This is a genomic window from Salinivibrio proteolyticus, from assembly GCF_001996165.1.
GTDB lineage: Bacteria > Pseudomonadota > Gammaproteobacteria > Enterobacterales > Vibrionaceae > Salinivibrio > Salinivibrio proteolyticus.
On sequence record NZ_MUFP01000029.1, the window covers coordinates 1 to 26840 of the forward strand.

A 26840-nucleotide genomic window follows, 5' to 3' on the forward strand; every position below is an offset into this window, starting at 1 on the left:
GTCCTCAAGACATTGGTGAATGAGTTCAGGGCAAAGGTCCTCAAGACATTGGTGAATGAGTTCAGGGCAAAGGAGATCGGATAGACCATTGAGTTGGTCAGCAGAGAATTGATGTATTCGGTCGAGGGCTTGTCTTAAGAACATAAAAAATCCGAGTGTGCAGAAACACTCGGATTTTGACACCCTCTCAGGATCGTTCAACCGATCATTTTTTGCTTAACTGATCGGCATTACCTCGCAATGAGGCGGTTTTTGTATCGATAATACAATAGCGGTTATTTATGCGGCTCATCATGCGGATGGGTATCAAACTCACCATGACTGGCCCGATGCACAGTTTCCACCGCGAGCGCTTTATCCAATTGCTGCGCCACATACTCAGGGGAGTGAGTATGAATGGAGAGCAAGCGATACATCGCAGGGATCACCAGCAAGGTAACAAAGGTCGCAAAGGCCATGCCGGTGAAGATCACTGTCCCAACCGCGATACGACTTTCCGCCCCCGCGCCAGTGGAGAGGATCAGTGGGATCATCCCTGCCAAGGTGGTAAACGCCGTCATCAGAATCGGTCGCAAGCGACGGACTGACGCATCGATAATCGCTTTATCAAATGCAATGCCACGGTCACGCAATTGGTTGGCAAACTCCACGATTAAGATACCGTTTTTGGTCACCATCCCAATCAGCATAATCAAACCAATTTGGCTGTAGATATTGATCCCTTGGTTGGTCAGCCATAGGCCTAAAAAGCCGCCTAGCATCCCCATAGGCACCGTCAACATCACCACCAAGGGGTTAATAAAGCTTTCAAATTGCGCCGCTAACACCAAGTACGAAACCAAGAGCGCTAAACCGAACACCACCAGCACACTGGTTTGGTTGTCACGAAAATCTTTCGATTCCCCTGAATAGCCCACCGAGATATCAGCCGGCAGGTTCTCAGCGGCGATTTTATCGAGATAATCGAGTGCTTGACCCAGTGTCACATCCTCGCCTAAATGCGCCGATAAGGTGATCGACTTTTGCTTGTTGGTATGACTTAAACGCTGCGCGGACGCTGTTTCCTCCACCGTAGTCACTGCATCCAGCGAGACCAACTTGCCGCTGCGGCTGCGCATATAAATACGGGTAAGATCCCCTTTGCTGCTAAAGGCCTTTTCATCGCCGCGTACATACACATCGTATTCTTCACCACGATCCACATAGCTGGTCTGTGCCCGGCCACCAAGCATCACCTCTAAGGTATCGGAAACATCCCGCACCGAAATCCCAAGTTCTGAGGCGCGACGACGGTCTACTTTGACCACCAACTCAGGGGTGTTTTGGTTGTAGTCGTAGTCGGGGCTGTCAATCATGCCCGCCTCGCGGCCCATTTCGCCCAATTTCTCCGCCCAGCGATGAAGTTCAGGATAGTCTGGACCACTTAACACAAACTGCACGGGCTCTGAACTGCCGCCCCCAAAGCCAGGCGCAAACGGGAACACTTGCACATCTGGCACACCATTTAACACCTGCCGGACTTCCGCCAAGATATCTTGTGCGGAGCGATCGCGCTCATCCCAATCCGGCAATAGCATGATCACAAAGCCTGTTTGATCCCCAGCTCGGCCACCAAACGCTGGTGTTTGTAAGCTAACCGAGCTCAGAGTACCCGCCTCGACCAAGGGCATTAAACGCTGCTCAATTTGCTCGATATTGCCCACCATACGGTTGTACGCCGTGCCTTCCGCACCACGGACAAACGCCAGCAGCACCCCGCGATCTTCTTGTGGCACTAATTGCGACGGTAAGTGCTGCATCAGCACGCCACTGCCACCAATACAAAGCAGAATTACTACCGGAGCCACCCAACGCCAACGCAGGACATGTGCCAGCACTCGGCGATAGTAACTTTCAAGCACATCAAACCCACGCGTGATCACGCGGTTCACAGGACTAGATGCCACATTTAAGCGTAGCAATTTACTGCCAAGCACCGGCGTAAGCGTTAACGCTATGAGGGACGAACAGAGCACAGTGACGGCAAGCATCACTGCAAACTCGGTGAACAGCTTACCAATCATGCCATCCATATAGGTAATGGGGAGAAACACCATCACCAACACAGCGGTGGTGGCGATCACCGCAAAGCCCACTTCCCGAGCACCACGGTAAGCGGCCACCAAGGGTGGATCGCCTTGCTGTAAGTGGTGGAAGATATTTTCGACCACCACAATGGCATCATCCACCACGAGACCTATCGCGAGAATGAGCGCCATTAAGGTCAATAGGTTAATCGAAAAGCCCATTGCTGAGGCAACGATAAAGGCGGAAATCAAGGATACCGGCACAGTCACTGCTGGGATCAAGGTGGCGCGCGCTTGGCCAATAAAGATATACAGCACTAACACCACCAATGCCCCAGTGATAAACAGGGTGCTGTACACCTCTTCAATCGAGCGATCAATAAACACCGTGGTGTCGTAATCGACCCAAAGGCGCGTGCCTTCGGGCAGGAAGGCCTGCATTTCATCGACAAGCTTATGTGCCCGTGCGGATATGTCGAGCGGGTTGGCATCGGATTGTGGGATCAGCGCCAAGCTTAAATTATTGATACCATTGTTTTTGTAGGTAGCATCTTCATTACGTGAGCCAATTGCCACCTCCGCCACATCCGACAGATAAATCGCAGTGCCGTTCGCCGTGGTGCGTACCACCAGTTGTTTAAAATCCTCTGCGTCACGATATAGACGATCGCTACGCACTGGCATGGTCATCACGTCATTGCGGATTTCCCCGCCCGGACTTTCTAAGTTTTCATCCCGCAATGCGTCAAGAATATCTTGGGTGGTGACACCGTGCCCCGCCATTTGGGTGGGATCCAGCTTCACATACATCACTTTATACAGCGCGCCATATAAATCGACCGAGCTCACCCCAGAGATCAAGCTGAATCTATCTTCCAACGTACGTTGGGCATATTCCGTCAGTTGGTTGCGGTCCATCTCTGACGAGGCTAAGTTGATATAGACCGCCGCTTCGCCAGTGCCGTTGTCTTTGTACACAATCGGATCGTTGGCATCATCAGGCAATCCCCCCTGCGCGCGCGCCACGGCATCACGCACATCACTCACCCCCTCGGTCAACGGATGATCGAGTTTAAATTCCACCGTGATCCGTGATGAGCCATTGCGGCTGACCGAGGTGATCTCTTCAATGCCGCTAATGCCGGAAAGCTCATCCTCAATCAATTGCGTGACTTGGCTTTCCATAATGCTGGCCGAGGCGCCAGAATAGCCGGTGTAAATACTCACCACCGGGCTATCGATATCAGGCATCTCACGCACGGACAAGGTCGAGAAAGAGACCGCCCCGAAAACACATAACAGCAAACTCAATACGATCGCCATCACTGGCCGTTTTACCGAGACATCAGACAACCACATTAGCTGGCCTCCGTCTCAGAGGCGGTATCATCGATACGGCTTTGGTCATCAGCTCGGTTTTTGGGCGACTCCGCATTTAATACCGAGACTTGCGCCCCATCACGCATGTTCACTAAACCTTGCACCACAATGTGCTGACCCGGCTCGAGTCCTTTACTCACCACCACCTGATTATCAATCCGCGCGCCAAGGGTAATTTCGGTACGATGGGCAATGCCTTCGTCATCAACGCGGAAGACATAGCGGCGCGTACCGGAATACTGCAGAGCTTGCACAGGCACAATCACCGCTTGCTGCTCCGGCAAAGTCAGTTTTGCCTCCATCAGCATACCGGGCTGCAATTGGCGTTCAGGGTTATCCAGCGCAACGCGCACACTGACTGATAGCGCGTCTTTATCCACTCGAGAGTCCACCACGCTCACCGCGCCGGTAAAGGCATCATCGGGATACGCTTGCGACGTGACCGCCACTGGCATATTGGGATAAAGCAGTCCGACGTATTGCTCTGGCACCTGAATATCAAGGTTCATGCGCGACAGGTTGTCGAGACTAAAAAGAGTTTCGCCCACATCCACGCGCTGGCCGACGCTTAAATCAAACAAACCAATGCGACCAGAAAAAGGCGCAATTAAACGGTGATCATCTAGATCAGATTGCGCCGATTGCAAACGGGCCTTGGCGATATTGACACTGGCTTGCTGTGCATCCAACTCGGTTTGTGTTAAGGCACCACGTTGCGCCAGCTTGGTGTACTCCTTTAGCTTGCGCTGCTCATCATTGAGGTAAGCCGACGCTTCCAGCACCGCGGCTTGAGCTTTAGCGCGGTTAAAGGTCACCAGAGGTGCTCCTTTTTGCACCGTCTCGCCCGGCTTGATGTGTACGGTTTCAATACGCGCCGACACTTCCGATTCGATATTAATCTGTTGGTGAGCTTTGACATTACCCACTAGCGACAACGACGGCGCGATCGGTTTGGTTTCCACTTGTGCCGTCATCACATCCACAGCGCGCGCGCTTGGAGCAGAGGTTGCCGCATCTTCGTTCGTGGGCCCCGACCCATTCCATAACCAAAACGCAACGCCAGCCAATATCACGACGCCCAATAGCATCCCTTTTTTCATTGCATCACACCTTATAATTTGGATAGCACCAGTGTACTGATCTGCTTCTTTTTGTCCTTAAAGAATTGTAAAGACGCTATTTTTTATACTCTTTACATCCAAATATGAGATTCGATCAGATTTCATGATTTCTTTGTGATTGATTTGTCTGCAATATGTAGGTCATTACCTACCCATACATCATCGAGACTGGACATAAGACTGCGGCAATAAGCAACGGTTTCAAAAAACGCATAAAATTCGATGTTGGCGGTCAAAAACACCGTAAAGCGTTGAAAAAAACATCAACCGCTACACGGGATCAAGAAAATCCTTTACAGCACCAATCGGTTTGATAATATTCGGCCCGTTCGCGTGGTGGGATTCCCGAGCGGTCAAAGGGATCAGACTGTAAATCTGACGGCTCAGCCTTCGAAGGTTCGAATCCTTCTCCCACCACCACTTTTACAAAGCAAAACTCCGTGGTGGAGTTCCCGAGCGGTCAAAGGGATCAGACTGTAAATCTGACGGCTCAGCCTTCGAAGGTTCGAATCCTTCCTCCACCACCACTTTTACAAAGCAATACCCCGTGGTGGGATTCCCGAGCGGTCAAAGGGATCAGACTGTAAATCTGACGGCTCAGCCTTCGAAGGTTCGAATCCTTCTCCCACCACCACTTTACAAAGTAACACTCCGGTGGAGTTCCCGAGCGGTCAAAGGGATCAGACTGTAAATCTGACGGCTCAGCCTTCGAAGGTTCGAATCCTTCCTCCACCACCATATTTAAGGGCCAGCATCTGCTGGCCCTTTTTCGTTGTTGTGTCGTTAGCAGCCCTATTATTTCCCGCATGTTAGTGATGCTCGCCCATGCGGCGACCATAAATCTTGCTCCGGTCCTTTCGGTACAATTCGGGTTGGATTGATATTACCGTGGCTGTAATAGTAATGGGTTTTGATGTGCTGCATATCGACCGTCTCAGCCACCCCTGGCACTTGAAACAGCTCTTTCATGTAGCAAAACAAATTGCAGTAATCGGCAATACGTTGCTTGTTACATTTAAAGTGGCCCACGTAGACAGAATCGAAACGAATCAGGGTGGTGAACAAACGCCAATCGGCTTCTGTGATCTGGTTTCCAGCAAGATAACGATTGCGACTTAAATGATCATCCAACACCGTCAATGCAGTAAATAACTTATCAAAAGCGTCTTCATAGGCTTCTTGCTCGGTGGCAAAGCCACATTTGTACACGCCATTGTTTACATTGGGGTAAACAAACTCGTTCCACTGATCAATCGCTGCACGTAGGTTTTCTGGGTAATAATCGTCATGATTGCCCGTAATACCATTAAACGCCGAATTGAACATTCGAATAATGTCGGCGGATTCATTGCTGACAATCGTCTCGGTTTGCTTATCCCATAAAATTGGCACAGTGACCCGTCCGGTGTAGTCGGGCTTCGCTTTGGTGTACAACTGGTGCGCGTAGTCAAAGCCGTATAAGGGTTCTGGCGTCGAAAACATCCAGCCATGTTCTAGCATCTCAGGCGCGACGACCGTAACCGCTATATGAGGCTCAAGTCCTTTTAAATGGCGCATAATCAGGGTGCGGTGCGCCCACGGGCATGCCAAAGAGACATAGAGATGATAACGTCCTGATTCTGCTTTAAAGCCCGCGCTTCCGCTGACTCCTGCATCACCATCAGACGTTATCCAATGACGAAACCCAGCGTCTTCACGGATAAATCGGCCGTCGGATGATTGGGTGTCATACCACACATCGTGCCACACACCATCGATCAGTTTTCCCATACGTCCTCCTTTTTCTCTTTGCAGTATAAAAAGCCACAACGAGAAAGTCGGCCGTTCAGCTTGTTGGAGTTATTCGAAAAAGCTGTTCAAGTCACTGATCGTCGCAGAATGGAAGGAGTACGAGGCCACCGAAAAATCATACGCCAAGGCACGCACCATAGTGACGCCTAAGGGTGAAAACATGTCAGTTAGTAAAATTCCACTATATTGAATAAGTCCCACCTCAACTGAATAGGCGCCCAATGAAATGGATGTATAACCTTAAAGTGCGGCTTAAGCTGATGATCGCATTTGGTATTTTGGTGTTATTAACCGCATTAGTGACGCTGAACGCTGTCACCGGCGTGGCTCAGCTCAATAATGAAGTGTCGGCTGCGGATGATCTCAACCGAATAGTAAAATACATAAAAGAAGTACGGATTACCGAAAAGAATTTTATTTTGCGCCGCGATAACAGCTACGTGGCGGAAATTAAACAACTCACCGATACCATCAATCAGCAAGCGACCACTACAACTGCCAAAGTCAGTGATCAACAAACGAAAACGCTGCTCTCGCAAATCATGACTGAAAATAAAGCGTACCAAGCGGCGATGGATCAGTATGTGGCCCAGTATGATAAACTCGCGCAAGCGGAAACGGAAACGGGGATGCGCGATCAAGCTCGGCGGATTGAGCAAGCGCTTATAGGCATTCGTCAAACGCAAAAGGATCGCGTCAATCGTTATCTTGCCCAAGGGCGCTCGCCGGAAGTGATCATTGATACGTTAAAAATTGCCGATGAAGCGAATCGCTTAATTAAATGGATGCTAGAGTCTCGGCGCGCCGAGAAGAACTATATACTGTCCAGCGATGCGCAATTCACGGAAGCCGTTAACCAAAAGCTAGCTGACATGGATAAGCTGATCGATACCCTTCCAGATGAAATAGACACGTCAGCCGTTCGACAAGGCATCGCATCCTACCGCAACGCATTCCAAACCTACGTCAGTGCATATCAACAACGCCGAGCAATTAACGATACCATGTTAACCAAAGCGAGAGCGGTAGAAGATCTTGCGGAGAAAGGCCGTGACATCGGCAAACAAAAACTCGCTACAAATAAGCAAAGCATGCTGTTCACGAATATCGTGCTTGCTAGCGTCGCCATTGCAATCGGTATCGGCGTCTCTTGGCTGATGACCGCCATGATCGTGCCGCCTTTACAGCGCGCAGTGGCAGCAAGTCAGAAAATTGCCAATGGCGATTTAAGCGTCAACATTGCGACCGATAGGAAAGATGAAATTGGTGAGCTGCTCGGATCCATTTCCACCATGTCTACCCGTCTAAAAACCATGATTGGCGATTTGTCGGACAACATTACCCGCATCGCCAATTCGTCAGAGGAATTATCTTCGCTGACCAACGAAACCTCCCACGGTGTGAAGACACAGAAGCAGGATATTGAACAGGTGGCCGCAGCAGCAACACAAATGAGCGCCTCGGCACAAGAAGTGGCGCATAAAGCCGAGGCAACCTCGGACTCCGCCCATCAGGCGAACGATCAAGCGCAACGCGGCAACGCGTTAGTGAGCACCACAGTCGCCGGTATTTCGACCTTAGCGGAAGCCATTGGACAGTCCGAGTCGGTCATTAACACGGTGAAAGACGACAGTGAAAACATCGCGTCTATCTTGGATGTGATCAAGGGGATTTCGGATCAAACCAACTTACTCGCACTCAATGCCGCCATCGAAGCCGCCCGCGCGGGTGAGCAAGGTCGTGGCTTTGCAGTAGTGGCGGATGAAGTCCGTTCACTGGCTCAGAAAACCCAAGAATCGACCGTCGAGATCGAAAAAATGATCGAGACCCTTAAAGCAGGTGCCGAATCCGCCGTGAGTGAAATGGTGAAAAGTAAGCAACAAGTCGGAGAAGTGGTCGAGCAAACCGAACAAGTTCGTGAAGCGCTTGAGTCTATTTCAGCAGAAATTAGCAATATCACGGAAATGAACACCCAAATCGCACAAGCCGTCAAAGAGCAAGGGCACGCGGCGGAAGATGTCAGCCAACGCATGAATACCATTCAAGATGTGGCCGATCAAACCTCACAAGCCTCTGAGCAAACCTCGGTAGCCAGCCAAGACTTGGCATCCGTCGGTGAAGAGCTGCGTCGCCTCAGTACCGTGTTTAAATGGTAATCAAAATGCCACCCAGCCTGCTGGGTGGCATTTATCTCATTCTGCGGTTATGACGAAGGCGGCAGAGGTTGCGGTTGACGGTTCGGTAACCCCAGCGAAATGACCGTGGTTACGGTGAGAAACCCAAACGATACCCAAAGGCATGCCGCCAATCCCCATACTTGGAAAACCCAACCGGATAACACGGTGCCAATTAAGCGCCCCATGGCGTTCGCCATATAATAGAATCCTACATCCAGCGACACGCCGTCGCCTTTGGCGTAGCTGACAATCAAGTAGGAATGCAGTGACGAGTTAATCGCAAATATCGCCCCAAATACCATGAGTCCAACGATAATCACCCCTTGCGGATACCACTGTTCGCCAATCGCGTAAGCAATAATACCCGTCACCACCGCCAATAAACCTGCCCAACCTAACGCCGCTTTACCGCCCGGCGAATGGCCAGCTTGGCGCCCGGTAATTTTCGGCGCAATCCCTTGCACCACGCCGTAAGCGATCACCCATAGCGCAAGAAAGCCGCCCACCGCACTGTGGCTCCAACCAAATGTGGTGCCAAGATAAATTGGCAAGGCCACCACAAACCAAACGTCTCTTGCCCCGAAAAGAAATAAACGTGCTGCCGAGAGGATATTCACGCTGCGAGACTTGGAAAAGATTTCCGAAAACTTAGGCTTATTTTTCGCTTTCCCCAACTCCGCATTGAGCGATACCACACTGCCGATAAACACCAAACTCAACACGCCAGCCATCGCCGCCACCGCATACTGAAAGCCAATCAGAGAGAGCAAGGCGCCACCGACAAAAAAGCCCACCCCTTTGAGTGCATTCTTCGAACCGGTCAAGATTGCAATCCACTTAAACAGCGCTCCCTGTGCGTTGTCAGGCACTAAGGTTTTAATCGCGCTTTTAGCGCTCATCTTGTTCAGATCCTTTGCAATTCCAGACAAGGCTTGAGCCGCCATCACCCAAGGAATGGTGAGCCAACCGGCAGGCACGGCTAACATGGCAAGCGCGATAATTTGCATGCCAAGGCCAATATTCATGGTGCGATTAAGGCCTAAACGCGCACCGAGCCATCCACCGATAAGGTTAGTGACCACCCCGAAAAATTCGTAAAACAAAAACAGCGAGGCGATTTCTAACGTGCCGTAGCCCAACTCATAAAAATACAGCACCACCAGCATCCGCAGTGCACCGTCGGTGATGGTGAAATTCCAATAGTTAAAGGTGACCAGCATATACTGGCGCACAGATTGGCTTAATTGAGCAAACATAGTGGTCATCGATTCACATACCAAAAAGGGCGATGCGGCACTGGGCACGCATCACTACCCTATAAAAAAGCGATTACTGATCAACGCCGCCGACGTTGCGCACCAGCTCAGCAGTGCGCGTGGCATACCCCATTTCGTTGTCATACCACGCATAGATTTTGACCATACGCTTTCCCACCACCATGGTGGATAAACCATCGACAATGGTGGATCGCTGATCACCACGGTAATCTATCGAGACTAAAGGACGCGCCTCAAAGCCAAGAATGCCGTTGAGCTCGCCGTCCGCGGCTTCTTGCAACAGTGCGTTCACCTCGTCGGCGGTGGTATCGGTTTCCACATCAAAAATCACATCCGTCAGCGACGCATTGGCCAGGGGGACACGCACCGCATGGCCATTAATCTTGCCTTTTAGATCCGGGAAAATTTCTACGATGGCGGTCGCCGATCCTGTAGTTGTCGGGATCAAGCTCATGCCACAGGCGCGAGCGCGACGTAAATCTTTATGCGGCGCGTCTAAAATCGTTTGGGTATTGGTTAAATCATGAATGGTAGTGAAGGTCGACTGCGCAATCCCCAGCTTTTCATGGATCACTTTCACAATCGGAGCCAAACAGTTCGTGGTACACGACGCTGCGGTAACGATCCGATGTTTACTCGGATCAAAAATCGCGTCATTCACTCCCACCACGATATTCGCCACACGCTCATCTTTGACCGGCGCAGAGACCACCACGCGCTTTACGCCTTGGTCCAAGTACTGTTGTAGCAAATCCGCGTCACGGTGTTTTCCCGTTGCTTCAATCACCACATCGCAGCCTGACCAGTCGACTGCATCAATCGCTTTTTCTTGGCTTGTCGTCAGTGTTTGACCGTTAATCTGCACGCGGTTGCCTTCTGCACTCACCGCGTGATGCCAACGCCCTTGTACCGAATCAAACTCCAGCAAATGCGCCAGTGTTTCGGTATCTCCCGCCACATCGTTAATATGCACAAACTCGAGCTCTGGCCAATCAAATGCTGCCCTTAATGCCAAACGACCGATACGGCCAAACCCATTGATTCCGACTTTAATTGTCATTGCTTTCTCCTTTACACGCAGCAGGTGGGGCGTGACGCCATTTTGGCCAGCCGCGTGATATCTTCTTGATAAGTGTCTTTTAGGCAGTTGGAATCAACTAACCCCTGAATTTGTTTGCGCATCCAGCCGGGTAAGTCAGCGGCTAAGCGATAAAACACCCATTGCCCTTGGCGCGTATCAACCAACACACCACTGGCCCGCAGTTGCGCCAAATGACGTGAGATCTTCGGCTGGGAGGTGTCCAGCGCTTCGGTGAGCTCGCACACACATAACTGCCCTTCACGGGCAATAAGCAGTAAACATCGCACGCGCGTTTCATCGGCCAATAATTTAAAAAACTGATGAGGCAACATAGGCTCTCTCACTACACTCCGCTAAATGCATATATGGATATGCGCATGTTAATAAACCTAAGCCGGCATGCAACCCTCACAGACAGGGATTCATAAAAGCTTCATATTAAGTCGTATAGCGTCGCTTCATTCTTAGCGCGACATTCACCAAGGCAATCAACACAGGCACTTCCACCAGCGGCCCAATCACCCCTGCAAAGGCTTGATCTGAGTGAATACCAAACACCGCTATCGCCACCGCAATGGCTAACTCAAAGTTATTGCCAGATGAAGTAAACGCAATCGACGCGTTGCGGTCATACGGGATCCCCAGTTTTTTGCCCACAAAGAAGCTAATAAAGAACATCAACACAAAGTAGGTCACTAGCGGTACAGCGATACGCAGCACATCAAGCGGCAACGCAATAATCGCTTCCCCTTTGAGGCTAAACATCAACACAATGGTCGCCAACAAAGCGATTAACGTCATCGGTGAGATACGTGGCAGAAAGACATCTTCGTACCATTGCTCGCCCTTTTTAGCGACCAACACGGCACGTGATAGGTAACCCGCTAAAAAAGGGATACCCAAGTAAATCAGCACACTTTTCGCGATGTCCCCCATGGTGACATCCACCACAAAACTTTGTAGACCCAGCATGGGGGGTAAAACGGTGATAAATAGCCATGCCATCACACTGTAAGTCAGGATCTGAAATAAACTATTCAGTGCCACTAGGGCTGCGCCATACTCTTTGTTACCGCCACTGATATCGTTCCACACCAAGACCATGGCGATACAACGGGCAAGACCAATCAATATCACTCCCGCCATGTAGCCTGGCTCATCACGTAAAAACAGCACCGCCAGTGTAAACATCAGAATAGGGCCTACTACCCAGTTCATGATCAGCGACAGCGTGATGGCTTTTTTGTCGCGCGTGACCGAGCCCAATAAACGATAATTCACTTTTGCCAGTGGCGGATACATCATTAAGATCAAGCCAATCGCCAGCGGCACATTGGTGCTGCCGACCGATAAACGCTCACTGAGGGTCGCCACTTCTGGATAAATCCACCCTATGCTGACCCCTATGGCCATAGCGAGGAAAATCCATACCGTTAAATACCGATCAAGCCAACCCATCTTTTCGGCGGCCGACGGCGCACAGGTTTCAGATTGAGACATAATACAAATCCTTAGTGATTACTGACGTTGAATAACAGGCACCCATCATGATGCGAGAGGTTAACTATTGATGATCCTCACACACCGTTTTTCCCTGCATCACTGGAGTGAAAGGCGAGAGAAGTGAAGGATTCTTGATAGCGGTAGTGTGTAAAATACCGACCATCCAGTCAGGTAATGCAGGATGAAGCTGATAATAGACCCACTTTCCTCGACGCTCTCCGACAACCAATTGGTGCTTACGTAGCTCCGCCAAATGCCGAGAAATCTTTGGTTGGCTTAGGGCTAACGCCTCCATCAGATCACATACACATAACTCACCATGCTGAGAGAGCAGCAATAGAGAGGTCAGCCGAGTGGGCTCGGATAAAGCCTTGTAAAAACTAAGCGTTTGACACATCTGCATTTTCTCTTTTCAATATATACGATAAATCATATATATGAAAAACCATATGTCAAATCACACAGCAAGTAGAATAGTGGCTAGAATGACAAACACAGCACTATCGCTATCTCGTTGCGGTCTAAAAAGCCCTTTACATCCGCATAAAATGCTGTAGTGTGGCTAAAGCTCTAGATACGGAGCATCAAAAGACATCAAGTCAAAGTCGAGACAGACCACGCTATTTCCCGCATAGACTCTCTGCAGTAATCCACTTTCGCTTTTTCCTAGATTGATAACCCGTAAACAACCCTTTTGCTATCACTCATTGGTAAGTATCACCGTATGGATGGTGATCGCTCAATCCAAAGAAACCGACGCATCTGCGCGGCCTATGACGGATAACCACTGAGAGGGCAGAGCAATAATCATTTAACTCATGGAGATAAAATATGGCCGCTACTAACGGCAGACTGCGTCACTGGTATCATTTACGCCGTGCGCAAACACAAACGAAAACCGCTAACAACACAACCAAAACAGTAAGGAACGCCATTGATAGTTAACTTTTCACTCCCTAATCTTGCCAACTGGCAGGTCGCGATTCATCAATTTAATGGGGATATTATCCTCAAGCACTTGCTCCATCGCCTACCGACACTATCCCAACCGACGCTACAGTTTGATCCTAGCACCGAGCTTGGCGCCATTTTTAGCCAAGGTGAATGCTTGGGTGAATTCTCTCTTGCGCACTAACGCTTAGACAATATCGCGCGTTTCCATAACCTATAGAGATAGAGGCCGCCTTTCCGTTCATTGAACGAAGCTGGTAAAGTGTCTTGCTATTAACAAGACAACAAAGGCAGCCTCACACGTGAAAATCATTTCATTCAATATCAATGGTATTCGTGCTCGTTTGCATCAATTACAAGCCTTAATTGAAAAGCATCAACCTGACGTGATCGGGTTACAAGAAACCAAAGTTCATGACGACGCCTTCCCGCTCGCGGATGTCGAAGCGATGGGTTATGAAGTGCACTTTCATGGCCAAAAAGCCCATTATGGTGTGGCAATGCTATGCAAAAAGTCCCCTATCAGCGTGCAAAAAGGCTTTCCCACTGATGACGAGGACGCTCAACGCCGGATGATCATGGCGACTTTTGAAGACGAAAACGGCAAGCCAATCACTGTGCTCAACGGTTACTTCCCGCAAGGGGAAAACCGCAGCCATGAAACCAAATTCCCCGCCAAGCGTAAGTTTTATCAAGACTTAATGACCTATTTAGCTGACCGTGATCCGAGTGAGCAGTTAGTGGTGATGGGCGATATTAATATCAGCCCGAAAGACGATGACATCGGCATTGGTGAGCAAAACGCCAAACGCTGGCTACGCACCGGTAAGTGCTCTTTCTTACCCGAAGAGCGTGAGTGGCTGGGCACTCTGATGGACTGGGGGTTTGTTGATACCTTCCGAGCCCTGCATCCAACCGTGAACGATCAGTTCTCGTGGTTTGACTACCGTTCCCGCGGCTTTGACGATAACCGCGGCCTGCGTATTGACGTGATTCTGGCCACTCCAGATCTGGCGAGCCAATGCATCGATGCCGGCATTGACTACGAACTCCGTGCAATTGAAAAACCGTCAGATCACGCGCCGATTTGGGCAACCTTTAAGTAAGCCCCAAGGCGCACGCGTTGGATAAAAAAACGCCGCAGATGATCACTGCGGCGTTTCTTATTTGAGATTGAGCCGATTAGCTAAGCGGCCTTAAATGGCGTAGGAAACGGCGCTCCGCTAAGCGGAACATCCAAAGAATGCTAAATGTCAGCGCCATATAAAACACGCCTGCAGTCAAAAACGACTCGAACGGCGCATAATAGCGCGAGTTCACTATCCGAGCGGCACCGGTTAAATCGACAATGGTGATAATCCCTGCCACCGCTGAGCCGTGTAGCATAAACACCACCTCGTTACTGTACGCCGGCAACGCACGGCGCATCGCACTCGGCAACACAATGCGCGAAAAGGCTTTATAAGGGCTCATGCCATAAGCGATCGCAGCCTCGACTTCCCCTTTAGGAAGGCCATTAATCGCGCCACGGATAATTTCTGCTGTGTAAGCGGCGGTGTTCAGGACAAAGGCCACCAAGGCGCAGAACCAAGCATGCTGCCACAGGGAATTCTCGACATTGATCACTTGGCTTAAGCCGTAATAAATCAGATACAACTGAATCAACAGCGGTGTGCCACGGAAAAAATAAATAAACGCCCACGCTGGGTAGCGCCATAAAGGGAATTGCGCGTTGCGTGCTACCGCGACCGGCACCGCCACCACTAAACCAATCACCAATGCCAGTGATACCAGCCATACAGTGGTCCACAATCCCTCGAGGTAGATGGGCCACGTTTCTAGAACAAGTGAAAAATCCATAAGCACCTACCGCGTGTGAATACTAAAGCGACGCTCCATCCAACGCAGTCCCGTGGTCGAGATACTGGTGAAGAGCAAGAAAATCAGCGCGACAGTAAAATAGAAGGTAAATGGCATTTGGGTGGATCCCGCCGCCAATGCCCCTTTGCGCACCATGTCATCAAGACCGATGATTGACACCAGCGCGGTAGTTTTAAGTAGCACTAGCCAGTTGTTACCGAAGCCTGGTAACGCGTGACGGATCATCTGCGGCAAAAGAATACGGCGAAACGCTAAACTGCTGCTCATGCCATAGGCACGTGCCGCTTCCATTTCCCCTGCGTCCACCGCCATAATCGCGCCACGGAAGGTTTCCGCCATGTAAGCGCCAAAGATAAACCCAATGGTTAGGATCCCGGCGATAAATGGGCTGACATCGACGTAATCCGGCAAATAAGACGTCCATTCATGGCTAGGGTTCTGCCCCGCCATATACTCATTGAGCCACTCATTCATCCCATACAGACTGTTATTGAGAAGCATTTGTCCGCCATAAAAAATTAGCATCATCAAGACAAGGTCAGGGATACCGCGGATTACAGTCGTATAAAGGGTGGCAACACCACGCAACGTTGAGAATTTTGACAATTTTGCCAACGCCCCGAGCATACCCAGTAGCATGGCAAGACCTAACGAGAGCAGCGCAACCTGAAGGGTCACCCATGCACCTTCGAGCAGGGACCACTCGTAACCTTTCAAATCAATCATATGATTCGGGCAGCACTTTCATGCTGCCCGCCTGCCTATTACTCGCCGTATACGTCGTAGTCGAAGTACTTGGCTGCAATCTCGTCATACACGCCTTTTTCACGCAACGAATCGATCGCTTGGTTAAGCTTCTCAGTCAGCGCTTTGTCTTGCTTGCGTGTCGCAATGCCAAAACCTTCACCAAACCACTCAGGATCGGTTAATGACGGACCAATAAACTCAAACGCATCACCGCCTTCTTTATCAAGCAGGCCTTGCTGCAGTGCTGACGCATCGCCAAGAATTGATTCGATACGGCCTGCTTTCAAATCAAGGTAAGCTTCATCGAAAGTGCCATAGCGAACGATATCGACCGCATCGCCATAGTTATCCGTCAGGTATTTATCATGGGTGGTTGCGCGCTGAACACCGATTTTAACGCCCTCTAACCCCTCTTTGGTAAAGGTCAGATCCGTGCCTTTTTCGGCCACAAATTTGTTCGGGATGAGGGCGTATTTGTTGGTGAAATCGACTTTCTTTTTACGCTCTTCGGTGATAGACATCGCCGCGATGATTGCATCGTATTTACGCGCTAACAGTGAGGGAATGATGCCATCCCAATCCTGAGCGACGATTTTACACTTTGCTTGCATCTCTTCGCACAGCGCATTGGCCATATCCACATCAAAGCCTTTCAGCTCGCCTTCATTGGTGGTCCAACTAAATGGAGGGTACGCCCCTTCGATACCAAAACGTACGACCTTCCAATCCTTGGCTGCTACGGAGGTTGACCCAACCGCGGCCATCACGGCGGCGGCAACTAGCCATTTTTTCATTTTCCTTTCTCCTGTCGTTTTTACGATATTGTGCGGGCTACGCCCATTTGCATGGTTATGCTATTGATATATTTAATTAATAGATTGATGAGATAAACTGCTTCAGGCGCTCAGATTCCGGAGCATTAAACAACTCTTTCGGATCACCCTGCTCCTCGACCAACCCTTGATGTAAAAACATCACATGATTCGACACATCACGCGCGAAGCTCATTTCGTGGGTAACCACCAGCATAGTTCGCCCTTCTTCCGCCAGTGAACGCATCACCCCCAGCACTTCTCCCACTAATTCAGGATCCAGCGCGGAGGTTGGCTCATCAAACAGCAACACTTCTGGCTCGACGGCGAGCGCGCGCGCAATCGCTGCACGTTGTTGCTGACCACCGGATAGATGGCCTGGGTAGTAATCGCGCCGTTCATACAATCCAACGCGATGCAACAATGCCTCAGCTTGTTCAATGGCTTCCGCCTTGGGCACACCCAATACATGAACAGGCGCTTCAATAACATTTTGCATCACCGTCATGTGTGACCAAAGGTTGAAGCCTTGAAATACCATGGCCAGACGCGAGCGAATGCGTTGCACTTGTTTGTCACTGACGGGGACAGGCTCACCAGCACGGTTGTTTTTCATTTTGATCAACTCACCATTGACCCAAATTTCGCCGCCGGTGGGCGTCTCAAGTAAATTGATACAACGCAAAAAGGTGCTTTTCCCGGATCCGGAAGAGCCAATAATAGAGATAACGTCGCCACAATGGGCGTCGAGAGAAATGCCTTTGAGCACTTGGTGCTGCCCAAAGCTTTTTTTGAGTGACTTAACCTGTAGCGCTACAGCTTCCGTCATGCGCTAGCTCCTATCATCCATGAAATCTGTTGTGTTTACGTACCGCCCACATCAAATGCGCGCTTATTATTACTCACGGTTGGGTGAGTGCCTGACTCCTCACCATCGTTGGTGATTAATTCGACATCTTGCAATCGAAAATATCACCCCTCCCTCTAATGAGCAACATTTTGTTAACCTTAAAAATGGAATTATTATAGTCAATATTATTGCATAAAAAGTCAAACGCAAAATTAACTGCTGAAAAAACAACCAGCATATTCGTCACATCGAGATCGTCGACATACCAACAAAGTTACAACTGTCATCTTTCTCTACTCTGCTTCCAACAGCCAACCGTCGGCAGTATGGGCGAGATACAAAAAGGCGAACGTGAGGTATCGCTTAACAATAAGCATAGCGCAGCACATTGTTTTTAAGGAAATAAAGTAGGCGCTGAATAGAAACCCAAACTCTCACGCACGGGTGGTGAAAGCTTTTCAGTGTTAATACGCACCAAGAAGTAACAAAACTGTGAAGGGGCGAACGCTAAGACCATGATGGCAGACAAAAGCGCCCGCATTGTAAGACAGATTAGGAAATAGATAGATCAGACAAGCTCGCGCGACCTGCTTTAAGTAATTCCAATGTCTCTCGCCAACGTTCAGCCAAGCCTGAGGTATCCCTTGCTTGCCACTCATTTAAGGCAAAGTCAGCCAAGGCATAATCTCCCGCTTTGATAGCGCTAATAGATAGCCACTGCCAAAGCATCCTATCTTCTTTTAAACCATGAGAAAGCGCCACTTGAGACGTATCAATCACCTCTTGCCAGCGCTTGAGCTGATACGCCAACATCACTTGCAGCTTAAGGGTTTGTTTATCAGGCGCGCTCAGGTTGATCTCGCTGACCCGATTAAGTGCCGCGACAAGCTGGTTGCTTTGCAGCAGACACTGCACCAACAGCAGTTGCTCATCTCGTGTGGGAACGCGATCCAATTGGCTTAACCCTTGCTGCCAATAAGCCAGCGCTTCTTGAGGTTGGGTTTGTTCGAGTTGCTCTAGCGCCAATGTGCGATACAAAGCAATGTCGGCCCTCGCTCTCGCTAAGTATTGGCGGGCTTGAGAGTGCGATCCGGCATGGGCATGTGCTCGCGCAGCCTGAGCCAACCATTTCGGCGCAACATCGTCTTGCTGAGCCAATGCATCAAAGGTACGTGCCGCGGCGGAAAACTGCGACAAGGCCATTTCGCTCAACCCTTTGGTTTGCAGAGTAAACGCATCTGCATTACCGCTCTTTTGTAGTCGCGACGCATAGTCTATCGCCACATCATAGCGAGATAATGCGTAAGCCGACTGCATCGCCAAACGGTTGGCATGCGGCAGTAATTCATGGTGCTCGGCCATCTGCCGCGCATAGCGAAGGACTTCATCATATTGTTTAACGCGGTAGGCTAAGGTAATCACTGCCGATAAGGCGTCCGCTTCGCTGTCTCTACTTAATGCATTGAGCGCGAGTGCCTGACGATAACTGCGATAAGCCTCTGCCCGTTGCTGTAAATACAAATGCGCTACGCCTTGCAGACGCAATAACTCAGCACGTGCTGAATTATCCAGTGCTGCATCATCCTCCGCGTTCAGCAACGTTTTGCTATTTTGCAACGCCTGCTGATACGCCCCTTGTTGAATCAGACCACTGACGGCATCTACACTGGCGGTTTGTTGTCCGTACGCGGGTGCCAACACCAACATACTTGCCAGCATACAAGCGTGAATCCCCTTACTCGAAAAAGCGCTTCCTAAGCTCGAAATCAGTCGCCGCACCAAACTTATCCATTGTTCAACCATGATGGGATGACTATAACGTAATTTTTCTTTGTCAGCAGCGCTAGCCGTCATGCTGTCTACATTCCTTGGCGTGTGATCGCGTTCCTCGACTCAGTCACCCACTTTCACCCTCGATACTCGCCTGTTTTGTAGCACATTTTAGGCGTGATTTTTAGTAAAAAAATTACAAAACTCCGACATGGGTGGCTTTTTAGGCACATTTGGCGCGCTAAAAAGCGCCGATAACTGGCCGTGGCACGTAAAAAAATTACACGGTAATGATCTAAGTCAACATTCAGAAAATCCTCTATTGTTAGCATGCTGATAACGAAACAGAACACGGCCACAAGGCCAGCGTAAAAACACTATAAAGACTGGCTAAACCACTGTTTCGAAAGCTTTTGCTTTCTGTAGACGAGGAAATTATGGCAACACATGCTCAAGACCGCAGTGTGAGTCACGAAGAAAAAAGCGAATATCAAAAGAAGCACAAGCCGGCTTCATCGTTCGCCTCCCGCGCTGACTACCTGAATCACGAACTACAAATCATGCGTCCGCGCCGTTGGGGGCTAAACCTGCCCGGCCGTGACTTCCGTTTTGAACTTGAAGATCTTGTTCCCGCGCTAGCTGGTACCATCGGCATCATCGCAATGTATTCTGCGGTAATGATGTCATGGGCTGAGGGGCTAACCGCAGCGTGGGATCACATCACACTTGGTAAAGCATTTGCCGTCGAGGTTGCTCGCGTGGAAATGTTAATACCTGCTTTATTGTTTTGTGTGTTACTGTGCGGCTTTATCAACCCCCGCGCGAACTTAGCCGGTAACCACGGTCCGATGATCCCGTTGGTCGGAACCATCGCCTTGGCCGGTGCTCACCCACTTGCTCTCGGTATTCTGATCGGCGTATTTGGCCTGACCTTAAGCTACCTCAAAGGTGGGTCCAAACTGGTAAATCTTACTAGTCAGGGCGTGGCCGGTGGCTTGCTGATTTTCCTCGGCTTTGGTGGCGCAAAAGGGCAAATTGAGAGCCTGTTGGCTTGGGGCGCAGAGATCAACATGGGCTATGTCTCCATCTTGATTCTTGCCGTGTCGATTGTGATTTATGCCTTCTTGGCACGGATTGGTAAGCGCTGGCTGGCGATCCCTGTATGTGCCATTACTGGTGGTTTGATTGCCACTGCACTTGGTGCGGGCTCGTCATTAGAGTTTGTCACCCAACCCGGTATCCCAAACCTTAACCCTGTGTACTGGTGGGGATCGACTGAACAAGGTTGGCAGCTAGGTTTGCCCAATGTATCGCACTTCTTAGCGTCATTGCCATTTGCTTTGCTCGCGGTTGCGATGTGGTCGCCAGACTTCCTTGGTCACCGTATTTTCCAGGAACTAAACTATCCCAAAAAAGCCGAAAAAGTACTGATGGATGTGGATGACACCATGACAGGCTGCTCAATTCGCCAAATGGTCGGCGCCTCAGTGGGTGGCGGTAACATCACATCATCATGGGGCACCTATATGATCCCGGCTGCGATTGCTCGCCGCCCGATCCCAGGTGGTGCCATTATTCTCGGTTTACTGTGTATCGGTGTGGCTTTAATTGGTTACCCAATGGACGTTGCCACTTGGCCTCCAGTGATGACTATCGCACTGCTTTCAGGGGTATTCCTGCCCTTGCTTGAAGCAGGCATGCAGATGGTCAAAGACGCCAAATCAAGTCAGTCAGCCGGTATTTGTATTTTCGCCTCCATGGCTGTTAACCCAGTCTTTGGTTGGGCAGTCACAATGCTTTTGGACAACAACGGCCTTATCGGTGACAAAGAGCGCCCTAAAACGCTCTCAGCGGTTGACCGTCTGGTGATTCCAACCGCCACTGTGATTATTTGTATTGCTGCCATGTTGGCAGTTGGAATGATTCCCGGCATTCCAGCGTTATTGTAATAACTCAGCCCCGCTTACGGACGGGGCAATCCGGATTTAAATCGATGGGTCGCAGGCGTCAGCCATACTGACAAACACTATGACTGAACCTGGTCCCGATAAACTTCTTTTTGAAAAGAGTACAGGTAGGTGCAACATGTCTGAGCACGTTTCTAATGCATGGGAAGGATTTGTTGAAGGTAACTGGAGCAAAGCCGTTGATGTTCGCGACTTTATCCAAAAAAACTATACCCCTTACGAGGGCGACGAATCATTCCTAGTCTCTGAGCCAACTAACGCGACTAGCCAGCTTTGGGCTCGCGTGATGGAAGGCATCAAGCAAGAGAACGCGACGCATGCACCGGTTGACTTTGATACGTCTGTGGTTTCTACCCTGACTTCTCATGACGCCGGCTACATCGAAAAAGATCTGGAAAAGATTGTTGGTCTACAGACTGACGCGCCGCTAAAACGCGCCATGCTGCCTTACGGCGGTATCCGCATGGTAGAAGGTTCATGCCACGCTTATGGCCGTGAGCTTGACCCACAAGTGAAGAAAGTTTTCACCGAGTATCGTAAAACCCATAACCAAGGCGTTTTCGATATCTACACCCCTGAAATCATGAAGTGTCGTAAGTCTGGCGTATTGACTGGTCTTCCTGATGCCTACGGCCGTGGTCGTATCATCGGTGACTACCGTCGCGTCGCGCTATACGGTATCGACTTCTTGATGAAAGACAAAAAAGCGCAGTTCGATTCTCTGCAAGAGAAATTCGAAAACGGCGAAGATCTGCAAATGACCATGCAACTGCGTGAAGAAATTGCAGAGCAACACCGCGCACTGGGCCAACTTAAAGAAATGGCAGCAAAATACGGCTGTGACATTTCTCGCCCAGCAGAAAATGCGCAAGAAGCTATTCAGTGGACTTACTTCGGCTACCTAGGTGCAGTAAAAACCCAGAACGGTGCAGCAATGTCACTGGGCCGCACGTCAACCTTCCTAGATATTTATCTAGAGCGCGACATGGCCGCTGGCAAACTGACTGAAGAACAAGCGCAAGAGCTGATCGACCACTTCGTAATGAAACTGCGTATGGTTCGTTTCCTACGTACGCCTGAGTATGACGATCTCTTCTCTGGCGACCCAATTTGGGCAACTGAATCAGTAGCCGGTATGGGTCTAGACGGACGTACTCTGGTATCTCGTACCAGCTTCCGTTTCCTTAACAGCCTATACACCATGGGTCCAAGCCCAGAGCCAAACATCACTGTGCTTTGGTCTGAAAAACTGCCTGAAGGCTTCAAAAAATTCTGTGCCAAAGTGTCTATCGATACCTCGTCTATCCAGTACGAGAACGATGACCTGATGCGCCCAGACTTTGAGTCAGACGACTATGCCATTGCATGTTGTGTATCACCAATGGTGGTTGGTAAACATATGCAGTTCTTCGGTGCTCGTGCCAACTTGGCGAAAACCCTGCTATATACCATCAACGGTGGTATCGATGAGAAGCTGAAAATCCAAGTTGCGCCTGAACACGCGCCAATGACTGACGAAGTGTTGGACTATGACAAAGTCATGGACCGCATGGATCACCTGATGGACTGGCTGGCGAAGCAATATGTAACTGCCCTGAACAGCATCCACTTCATGCACGACAAATACAGCTACGAAGCGGCGCTGATGGCACTGCACGATCGTGACGTACGTCGTACCATGGCATGTGGTATTGCGGGTCTATCGGTAGCGGCTGACTCACTGTCTGCGATCAAATACGCAAAAGTGAAACCTGTTCGTGACGAAGACGGTATTGCAATCGACTTTGAAATCGAAGGCGAATACCCAACCTTCGGTAACAACGATGAGCGTGTTGACCAAATCGCTTGTGACCTAGTTGAGCGTTTCATGAACAAAATCCGTTCACTGAAAACATACCGTGACGCTGTCCCAACGCAATCTATCCTAACTATCACCTCAAACGTGGTATACGGTAAGAAAACCGGTAACACGCCAGATGGTCGTAAAGCAGGTATGCCTTTCGCACCAGGTGCTAACCCAATGCACGGCCGTGACGAAAAAGGTGCGGTTGCGTCACTGACTTCGGTTGGTAAACTGCCATTTGCCCACGCCAAAGACGGTATCTCTTATACCTTCTCTATCGTGCCGAATGCTCTGGGTAAAGATGAAAACACCCAGCGCGCTAACCTTGCCGGTCTAATGGATGGTTACTTCCACCATGAAAGCGGTCAAGAAGGCGGCCAACACTTGAACGTGAACGTGATGAACCGTGAAATGCTACTCGACGCGATGGAACATCCTGAGAACTATCCTCAGCTGACTATCCGTGTTTCTGGTTACGCGGTACGTTTTAACTCGCTGACCAAAGAGCAGCAGCAAGACGTCATCACTCGTACCTTCACCTCTTCACTGTAAGAGATGACCAAGAGCCCTTCACGCAATAAGGGCTTCTGAAAAGAAAAAACCGCCGGCAATGCTGGCGGTTTTTATTTATCACCCATTTCCCTTTCACGATTTAATCCGCAACCCATCGCAGGGCCAACTAAAGCCCATCCGTTGCTAACGTCGCTTGTTTACTCAGGTGCTACACCACCTCAAAGTGATCGAGTTTGCTATCTAACTCTCGCGCGGAATCAGCCAGTAGCTGGCTTTGTTCGGCAAGGTGAGTGGCCGCACCGCTCACTTCATTGGCCGAGTTATGAATGTTACTCACATTCTGGTTCATCTCTTCCGAGACGGTGCCTTGCTGCTCTGCAGCCGCCGCAATTTGCACCACACGATCGTTAGACTGATGCAAGGCCGCCACCATGTCTTTAAGCTGCTGCTGTGTTTCGAGCGCTGTCGCCACACTCTCTTCACTGGATTGATGGCTCGAGGTCATCGCTTCCGCCGCTTCAATTGCATTGTTGGTCAGCTCCTCAATGGTGCCTTGAATCTCAGTGGTCGACTTCTGGGTACCTTGCGCCAACGAACGTACCTCGTCGGCAACCACCGCAAAGCCACGGCCTTGCTCACCCGCTCGCGCCGCCTCAATCGCCGCATTCAACGCCAACAGGTTGGTTTGCTCAGAAATGCCTTGAATCACTCCGGCCACATCACTGATTTGCATTACACCTTGTTTCACTTGGTTCACTAACTTATCGGCACTGGCAATACGGTCTGCAACCTCGCGAATACTCGCCACCGTACTGTCTAATTTGTGGTTACCCACTTCGGCCATATCGGCAATTTCATTGGTCGCTTGGGCGGTTTGCTCTGCATGGTCAGCCACATCCGCCACCGTTGCTGTCATTTCGTTCATCGCCGCCGCCAGTTGCTCCAATTCAGCGCGCTGCGACTGGATACTTTGCGCACTTTGCTCACTGGCCGACGCAATCGACGACGCCATCGTCGACGATTGTTTGGCTTCGTCATGCGCGATACGTAACGCTTCACGGACGCTGGTCATCGCGGTATCCATTCGACGAGCCAATTTGCCGATTTCATCTTCGCGCGTGTAGCCACATTGCACACGCAGGTCGCCACCGGCAATTCGGTCAAATTTTTCCACCAGCTCATCAAGCGGCATCACGATATCACGGCTCACAAACGCGCCCGCCACCAATAAGATCACCGCTGCGATCAACGTCATTCCCGCAATCTGCCACGCCGAGGCAATAAACTGCTCTTCAATATCGCTCACATGCACGCCTGAACCAATGATCCAATTCCAGCCGTTTACGCGCTTCACGTAAGAGATCTTGGGTTTTAACTCCCCTTCTGGCGATCGCCACGTGTAATCAAGCACCCCACCTTCCGGCGGTTGACTCACTTTTACCATTTCACGCCAATGAAAACGGCCATCACCGTCCGTCAGTGAGCTAGCACTGGTTCCATTCAAGTTAGGCTTGAGAGGATGCGTCACTATGGTGAGATCAGGCTTCAACACCCAAAAATAGTTATCGCCGTCGTAACGCAGTTTATTTAACTGAGCAATCGCCTGCGCCTTCGCGGTTTCTTCACCCAATTGCGCCGCTTGCTGGCGATAGTAGTTCACCACACTTTCAGCAACCTCCACGTTATTACGTAACGAGGCAGTCCGTTCGGCATAGGCTTGATCTTTTTCTTTTGAAATGGTGTAGGCACTGATTGCGCCAAGTAATGCAATGGCGACTAACATAAGTGCAATTAGCTTGTTCTTTACCCTTAAATCACTAATTTTTTTCATTATTGATTCCCAACTTTTTCGGCTTCAACACGTCAACGCAGCAAGCCCTCGACGTATTCACACACATCTCTACCAGTCCATGTCAGTTTTCTCGATGTGTTGCACGTAAGTTTGGGCAGACATAAGAGTTACCTCAATATCGACATGGTTTTTTCCTCGGTGTGATCTCATTGTGATGAGACGAAAAAATGGAACTGTGATCTAAGTTGGTAGGCACTGCAAACGGCGATTCAGACAACTTGCAAAATCGCGAAAAAGGCGCGAATTCCCTTACGTTAAGACGGGGTTTTGTAATAAAATAACGACATAGCAATTCGCAGTCTGGAGACACTTATGTCGGCAGTTGGTCGCATCCACTCGTTTGAATCCTGTGGTACCGTAGATGGTCCTGGAATCCGCTTTATTGTCTTTATGCAAGGCTGCTTAATGCGGTGCAAATACTGTCACAACCGTGATACATGGGACACGCATGGCGGTAAAGAAGTCACCGTCGATGAAATCATGAAAGACGTGCGCGCCTATCGCCACTTCATTACGGCGTCGGGCGGTGGTGTGACCGCCTCAGGTGGAGAAGCCATGCTTCAACCTGAGTTTGTGCGTGACTTTTTCCAAGCTGCGAAAGCGGAAGGGATCCACACCTGTTTAGATACTAATGGGTACGTGCGTAAACACACTCCAGTGGTTGATGAAGTGTTAGACGCCACTGACTTGGTGATGTTGGATCTCAAACAACTGAATGATGAGATCCATGAGAATTTAGTCGGCGTGTCAAACCGCCGCACGCTCGACTTTGCCAACTACCTGCATAAAATTGGCCAAAAGACGTGGATTCGTTACGTGGTTGTCCCGGGTTATACCGACGATGATGACTCTGCCCACCGTCTTGGCCAGTTCATTAAAGAGATGGATAACATCGAGAAAGTGGAGTTACTGCCCTACCACCAATTAGGGGCCCACAAATGGGAAGCGCTCGGCTACGATTACGAGCTGCAGGACGTTGCTCCACCATCAAAAGAAGTGATGGATAACGTCAAAAACATCATTAGTAGTTATGGCCACACGGTCACCTACTAATTAATCCCTTAGATAAATCACGAATAGCCGGCCATTTTGGGCCTAATGCCGATCAGTTAAGCAAAAAATGATCGGTTGAACGATCCTGAGAGGGTGTCAAAATCCGAGTGTTTCTGCACACTCGGATTTTTTATGTTCTTAAGACAAGCCCTCGACCGAATACATCAATTCTCTGCTGACCAACTCAATGGTCTATCCGATCTCC

General features: G+C 49.9%; 20 protein-coding genes and 4 tRNA genes. 10 read left to right on the forward strand and 14 right to left on the reverse strand.

The genetic code is table 11. The features are described 5' to 3' along the window. Positions 1 to 275: 275 nt before the first annotated feature. Positions 276 to 3425 (reverse strand): multidrug efflux RND transporter permease subunit, encoded by a 3150-nt coding sequence (locus BZJ19_RS16030; protein ID WP_077676359.1) that lies wholly within the window; start codon positions 3423 to 3425, stop codon positions 276 to 278. Then, positions 3425 to 4546: an efflux RND transporter periplasmic adaptor subunit gene (locus BZJ19_RS16035; protein ID WP_077676360.1), complete on the reverse strand. Its 1122-nt coding sequence runs from the start codon at positions 4544 to 4546 to the stop codon at positions 3425 to 3427. The genes BZJ19_RS16030 and BZJ19_RS16035 overlap by 1 nt, the downstream gene beginning before the upstream one ends. A gap of 356 nt (positions 4547 to 4902) precedes the next feature. Here BZJ19_RS16035 and BZJ19_RS16040 point away from each other — a divergent pair. The 4 genes from BZJ19_RS16040 (at position 4903) to BZJ19_RS16055 (ending at position 5305) form a co-directional block, all read left to right on the forward strand. Next, a tRNA-Tyr gene (locus BZJ19_RS16040) sits at positions 4903 to 4987 on the forward strand. Between the two features lie 22 nt (positions 4988 to 5009). Next, positions 5010 to 5094, forward strand: a tRNA-Tyr gene (locus tag BZJ19_RS16045). A 22-nt stretch (positions 5095 to 5116) separates the two neighbouring features. Further along, a tRNA-Tyr gene (locus BZJ19_RS16050) sits at positions 5117 to 5201 on the forward strand. Positions 5202 to 5220: 19 nt separating this feature from the next. Beyond that, positions 5221 to 5305: transfer RNA gene (locus tag BZJ19_RS16055), tRNA-Tyr, on the forward strand. Between the two features lie 57 nt (positions 5306 to 5362). Here BZJ19_RS16055 and BZJ19_RS16060 read toward each other — a convergent pair. Continuing rightward, a complete protein-coding gene (locus tag BZJ19_RS16060; protein WP_077676361.1) occupies positions 5363 to 6337 on the reverse strand; it encodes a glutathione S-transferase family protein in 975 nt (324 codons plus the stop codon). A gap of 242 nt (positions 6338 to 6579) precedes the next feature. On the opposite strand from BZJ19_RS16060, the gene BZJ19_RS16065 reads away from it, so the two are divergent. After that, on the forward strand, positions 6580 to 8514 hold the full coding sequence (locus BZJ19_RS16065; protein WP_077676362.1) for a methyl-accepting chemotaxis protein: 1935 nt from the start codon (positions 6580 to 6582) through the stop codon (positions 8512 to 8514). A gap of 47 nt (positions 8515 to 8561) precedes the next feature. Here the strand turns inward: BZJ19_RS16065 and arsJ are convergent, their stop codons facing one another. The 5 genes from arsJ to BZJ19_RS16090 all read right to left on the reverse strand — a co-directional run bounded on the left by arsJ (position 8562) and on the right by BZJ19_RS16090 (position 12793). Beyond that, on the reverse strand, positions 8562 to 9791 hold the full coding sequence (arsJ, locus tag BZJ19_RS16070; protein WP_077676363.1) for an organoarsenical effux MFS transporter ArsJ: 1230 nt from the start codon (positions 9789 to 9791) through the stop codon (positions 8562 to 8564). A 73-nt stretch (positions 9792 to 9864) separates the two neighbouring features. Then, positions 9865 to 10872: an ArsJ-associated glyceraldehyde-3-phosphate dehydrogenase gene (locus BZJ19_RS16075; protein ID WP_077676364.1), complete on the reverse strand. Its 1008-nt coding sequence runs from the start codon at positions 10870 to 10872 to the stop codon at positions 9865 to 9867. Positions 10873 to 10883: 11 nt separating this feature from the next. Beyond that, positions 10884 to 11225, reverse strand: coding sequence for a metalloregulator ArsR/SmtB family transcription factor (locus BZJ19_RS16080; RefSeq protein ID WP_021024015.1), 342 nt, complete (start codon positions 11223 to 11225; stop codon positions 10884 to 10886). Between the two features lie 106 nt (positions 11226 to 11331). Beyond that, a complete protein-coding gene (gene arsB, locus BZJ19_RS16085; RefSeq protein ID WP_077676365.1) occupies positions 11332 to 12393 on the reverse strand; it encodes an ACR3 family arsenite efflux transporter in 1062 nt (353 codons plus the stop codon). Positions 12394 to 12457: 64 nt separating this feature from the next. Next, positions 12458 to 12793 (reverse strand): metalloregulator ArsR/SmtB family transcription factor, encoded by a 336-nt coding sequence (locus BZJ19_RS16090; RefSeq protein ID WP_077676371.1) that lies wholly within the window; start codon positions 12791 to 12793, stop codon positions 12458 to 12460. Positions 12794 to 13330: 537 nt separating this feature from the next. On the opposite strand from BZJ19_RS16090, the gene BZJ19_RS16095 reads away from it, so the two are divergent. Together BZJ19_RS16095 and xthA are read left to right on the forward strand one after the other, a co-directional pair. Continuing rightward, a complete protein-coding gene (locus tag BZJ19_RS16095) occupies positions 13331 to 13531 on the forward strand; it encodes a hypothetical protein (RefSeq protein ID WP_046073639.1) in 201 nt (66 codons plus the stop codon). A gap of 118 nt (positions 13532 to 13649) precedes the next feature. Continuing rightward, a complete protein-coding gene (gene xthA, locus BZJ19_RS16100) occupies positions 13650 to 14453 on the forward strand; it encodes an exodeoxyribonuclease III (RefSeq protein WP_069589365.1) in 804 nt (267 codons plus the stop codon). Between the two features lie 76 nt (positions 14454 to 14529). Here xthA and BZJ19_RS16105 read toward each other — a convergent pair whose 3' ends face one another. The 5 genes from BZJ19_RS16105 to BZJ19_RS16125 all read right to left on the reverse strand — a co-directional run bounded on the left by BZJ19_RS16105 (position 14530) and on the right by BZJ19_RS16125 (position 19491). After that, positions 14530 to 15207 carry an ABC transporter permease gene (locus BZJ19_RS16105; protein WP_069589363.1) on the reverse strand — a complete coding sequence of 226 codons (678 nt, stop codon included), beginning with the start codon at positions 15205 to 15207 and terminating at the stop codon, positions 14530 to 14532. Between the two features lie 6 nt (positions 15208 to 15213). Continuing rightward, positions 15214 to 15954 (reverse strand): ABC transporter permease, encoded by a 741-nt coding sequence (locus BZJ19_RS16110; protein ID WP_077661791.1) that lies wholly within the window; start codon positions 15952 to 15954, stop codon positions 15214 to 15216. 38 nt (positions 15955 to 15992) lie between these two features. Then, entirely contained in the window at positions 15993 to 16769 is a 777-nt protein-coding gene (locus BZJ19_RS16115) for an ABC transporter substrate-binding protein (RefSeq protein WP_077676366.1), read from the reverse strand. A 76-nt stretch (positions 16770 to 16845) separates the two neighbouring features. Then, entirely contained in the window at positions 16846 to 17616 is a 771-nt protein-coding gene (locus BZJ19_RS16120) for an ABC transporter ATP-binding protein (protein ID WP_077676367.1), read from the reverse strand. 573 nt (positions 17617 to 18189) lie between these two features. Then, the gene (locus BZJ19_RS16125) at positions 18190 to 19491 is read right to left on the reverse strand and encodes a tetratricopeptide repeat protein (RefSeq protein ID WP_077676368.1); all 1302 of its coding nucleotides are present in this window, start codon (positions 19489 to 19491) and stop codon (positions 18190 to 18192) included. Between the two features lie 353 nt (positions 19492 to 19844). On the opposite strand from BZJ19_RS16125, the gene BZJ19_RS16130 reads away from it, so the two are divergent. Both BZJ19_RS16130 and pflB read left to right on the forward strand, forming a co-directional pair. Beyond that, positions 19845 to 21356 (forward strand): DUF3360 family protein, encoded by a 1512-nt coding sequence (locus tag BZJ19_RS16130; RefSeq protein WP_077479039.1) that lies wholly within the window; start codon positions 19845 to 19847, stop codon positions 21354 to 21356. Between the two features lie 136 nt (positions 21357 to 21492). Further along, positions 21493 to 23769 carry a formate C-acetyltransferase gene (gene pflB, locus BZJ19_RS16135; protein WP_069589356.1) on the forward strand — a complete coding sequence of 759 codons (2277 nt, stop codon included), beginning with the start codon at positions 21493 to 21495 and terminating at the stop codon, positions 23767 to 23769. A gap of 169 nt (positions 23770 to 23938) precedes the next feature. Here the strand turns inward: pflB and BZJ19_RS16140 are convergent, their stop codons facing one another. Beyond that, the gene (locus tag BZJ19_RS16140; RefSeq protein ID WP_077676369.1) at positions 23939 to 25561 is read right to left on the reverse strand and encodes a methyl-accepting chemotaxis protein; all 1623 of its coding nucleotides are present in this window, start codon (positions 25559 to 25561) and stop codon (positions 23939 to 23941) included. A 333-nt stretch (positions 25562 to 25894) separates the two neighbouring features. Here BZJ19_RS16140 and pflA point away from each other — a divergent pair, with 333 nt between their 5' ends. Then, positions 25895 to 26635, forward strand: coding sequence for a pyruvate formate lyase 1-activating protein (gene pflA / locus BZJ19_RS16145; protein ID WP_077676370.1), 741 nt, complete (start codon positions 25895 to 25897; stop codon positions 26633 to 26635). Positions 26636 to 26840 lie beyond the last annotated feature (205 nt).

Coding starts and splice junctions, on each gene's coding strand:
- pflB (WP_069589356.1), top strand. CDS start 21,493: ATGTCTGAGCACGTTTCTAATGCATGGGAAGGATTTGTTGAAGGTAAC.
- BZJ19_RS16035 (WP_077676360.1), bottom strand. CDS start 4,546: ATGAAAAAAGGGATGCTATTGGGCGTCGTGATATTGGCTGGCGTTGCG.
- arsB (WP_077676365.1), bottom strand. CDS start 12,393: ATGTCTCAATCTGAAACCTGTGCGCCGTCGGCCGCCGAAAAGATGGGT.
- BZJ19_RS16115 (WP_077676366.1), bottom strand. CDS start 16,769: ATGAAAAAATGGCTAGTTGCCGCCGCCGTGATGGCCGCGGTTGGGTCA.
- BZJ19_RS16030 (WP_077676359.1), bottom strand. CDS start 3,425: ATGTGGTTGTCTGATGTCTCGGTAAAACGGCCAGTGATGGCGATCGTA.
- BZJ19_RS16130 (WP_077479039.1), top strand. CDS start 19,845: ATGGCAACACATGCTCAAGACCGCAGTGTGAGTCACGAAGAAAAAAGC.
- BZJ19_RS16075 (WP_077676364.1), bottom strand. CDS start 10,872: ATGACAATTAAAGTCGGAATCAATGGGTTTGGCCGTATCGGTCGTTTG.
- BZJ19_RS16110 (WP_077661791.1), bottom strand. CDS start 15,954: ATGATTGATTTGAAAGGTTACGAGTGGTCCCTGCTCGAAGGTGCATGG.
- BZJ19_RS16080 (WP_021024015.1), bottom strand. CDS start 11,225: ATGTTGCCTCATCAGTTTTTTAAATTATTGGCCGATGAAACGCGCGTG.
- arsJ (WP_077676363.1), bottom strand. CDS start 9,791: ATGTTTGCTCAATTAAGCCAATCTGTGCGCCAGTATATGCTGGTCACC.
- BZJ19_RS16125 (WP_077676368.1), bottom strand. CDS start 19,491: ATGACGGCTAGCGCTGCTGACAAAGAAAAATTACGTTATAGTCATCCC.
- pflA (WP_077676370.1), top strand. CDS start 25,895: ATGTCGGCAGTTGGTCGCATCCACTCGTTTGAATCCTGTGGTACCGTA.
- BZJ19_RS16065 (WP_077676362.1), top strand. CDS start 6,580: ATGAAATGGATGTATAACCTTAAAGTGCGGCTTAAGCTGATGATCGCA.
- BZJ19_RS16105 (WP_069589363.1), bottom strand. CDS start 15,207: ATGGATTTTTCACTTGTTCTAGAAACGTGGCCCATCTACCTCGAGGGA.
- BZJ19_RS16060 (WP_077676361.1), bottom strand. CDS start 6,337: ATGGGAAAACTGATCGATGGTGTGTGGCACGATGTGTGGTATGACACC.
- BZJ19_RS16140 (WP_077676369.1), bottom strand. CDS start 25,561: ATGAAAAAAATTAGTGATTTAAGGGTAAAGAACAAGCTAATTGCACTT.
- BZJ19_RS16120 (WP_077676367.1), bottom strand. CDS start 17,616: ATGACGGAAGCTGTAGCGCTACAGGTTAAGTCACTCAAAAAAAGCTTT.
- BZJ19_RS16090 (WP_077676371.1), bottom strand. CDS start 12,793: ATGTGTCAAACGCTTAGTTTTTACAAGGCTTTATCCGAGCCCACTCGG.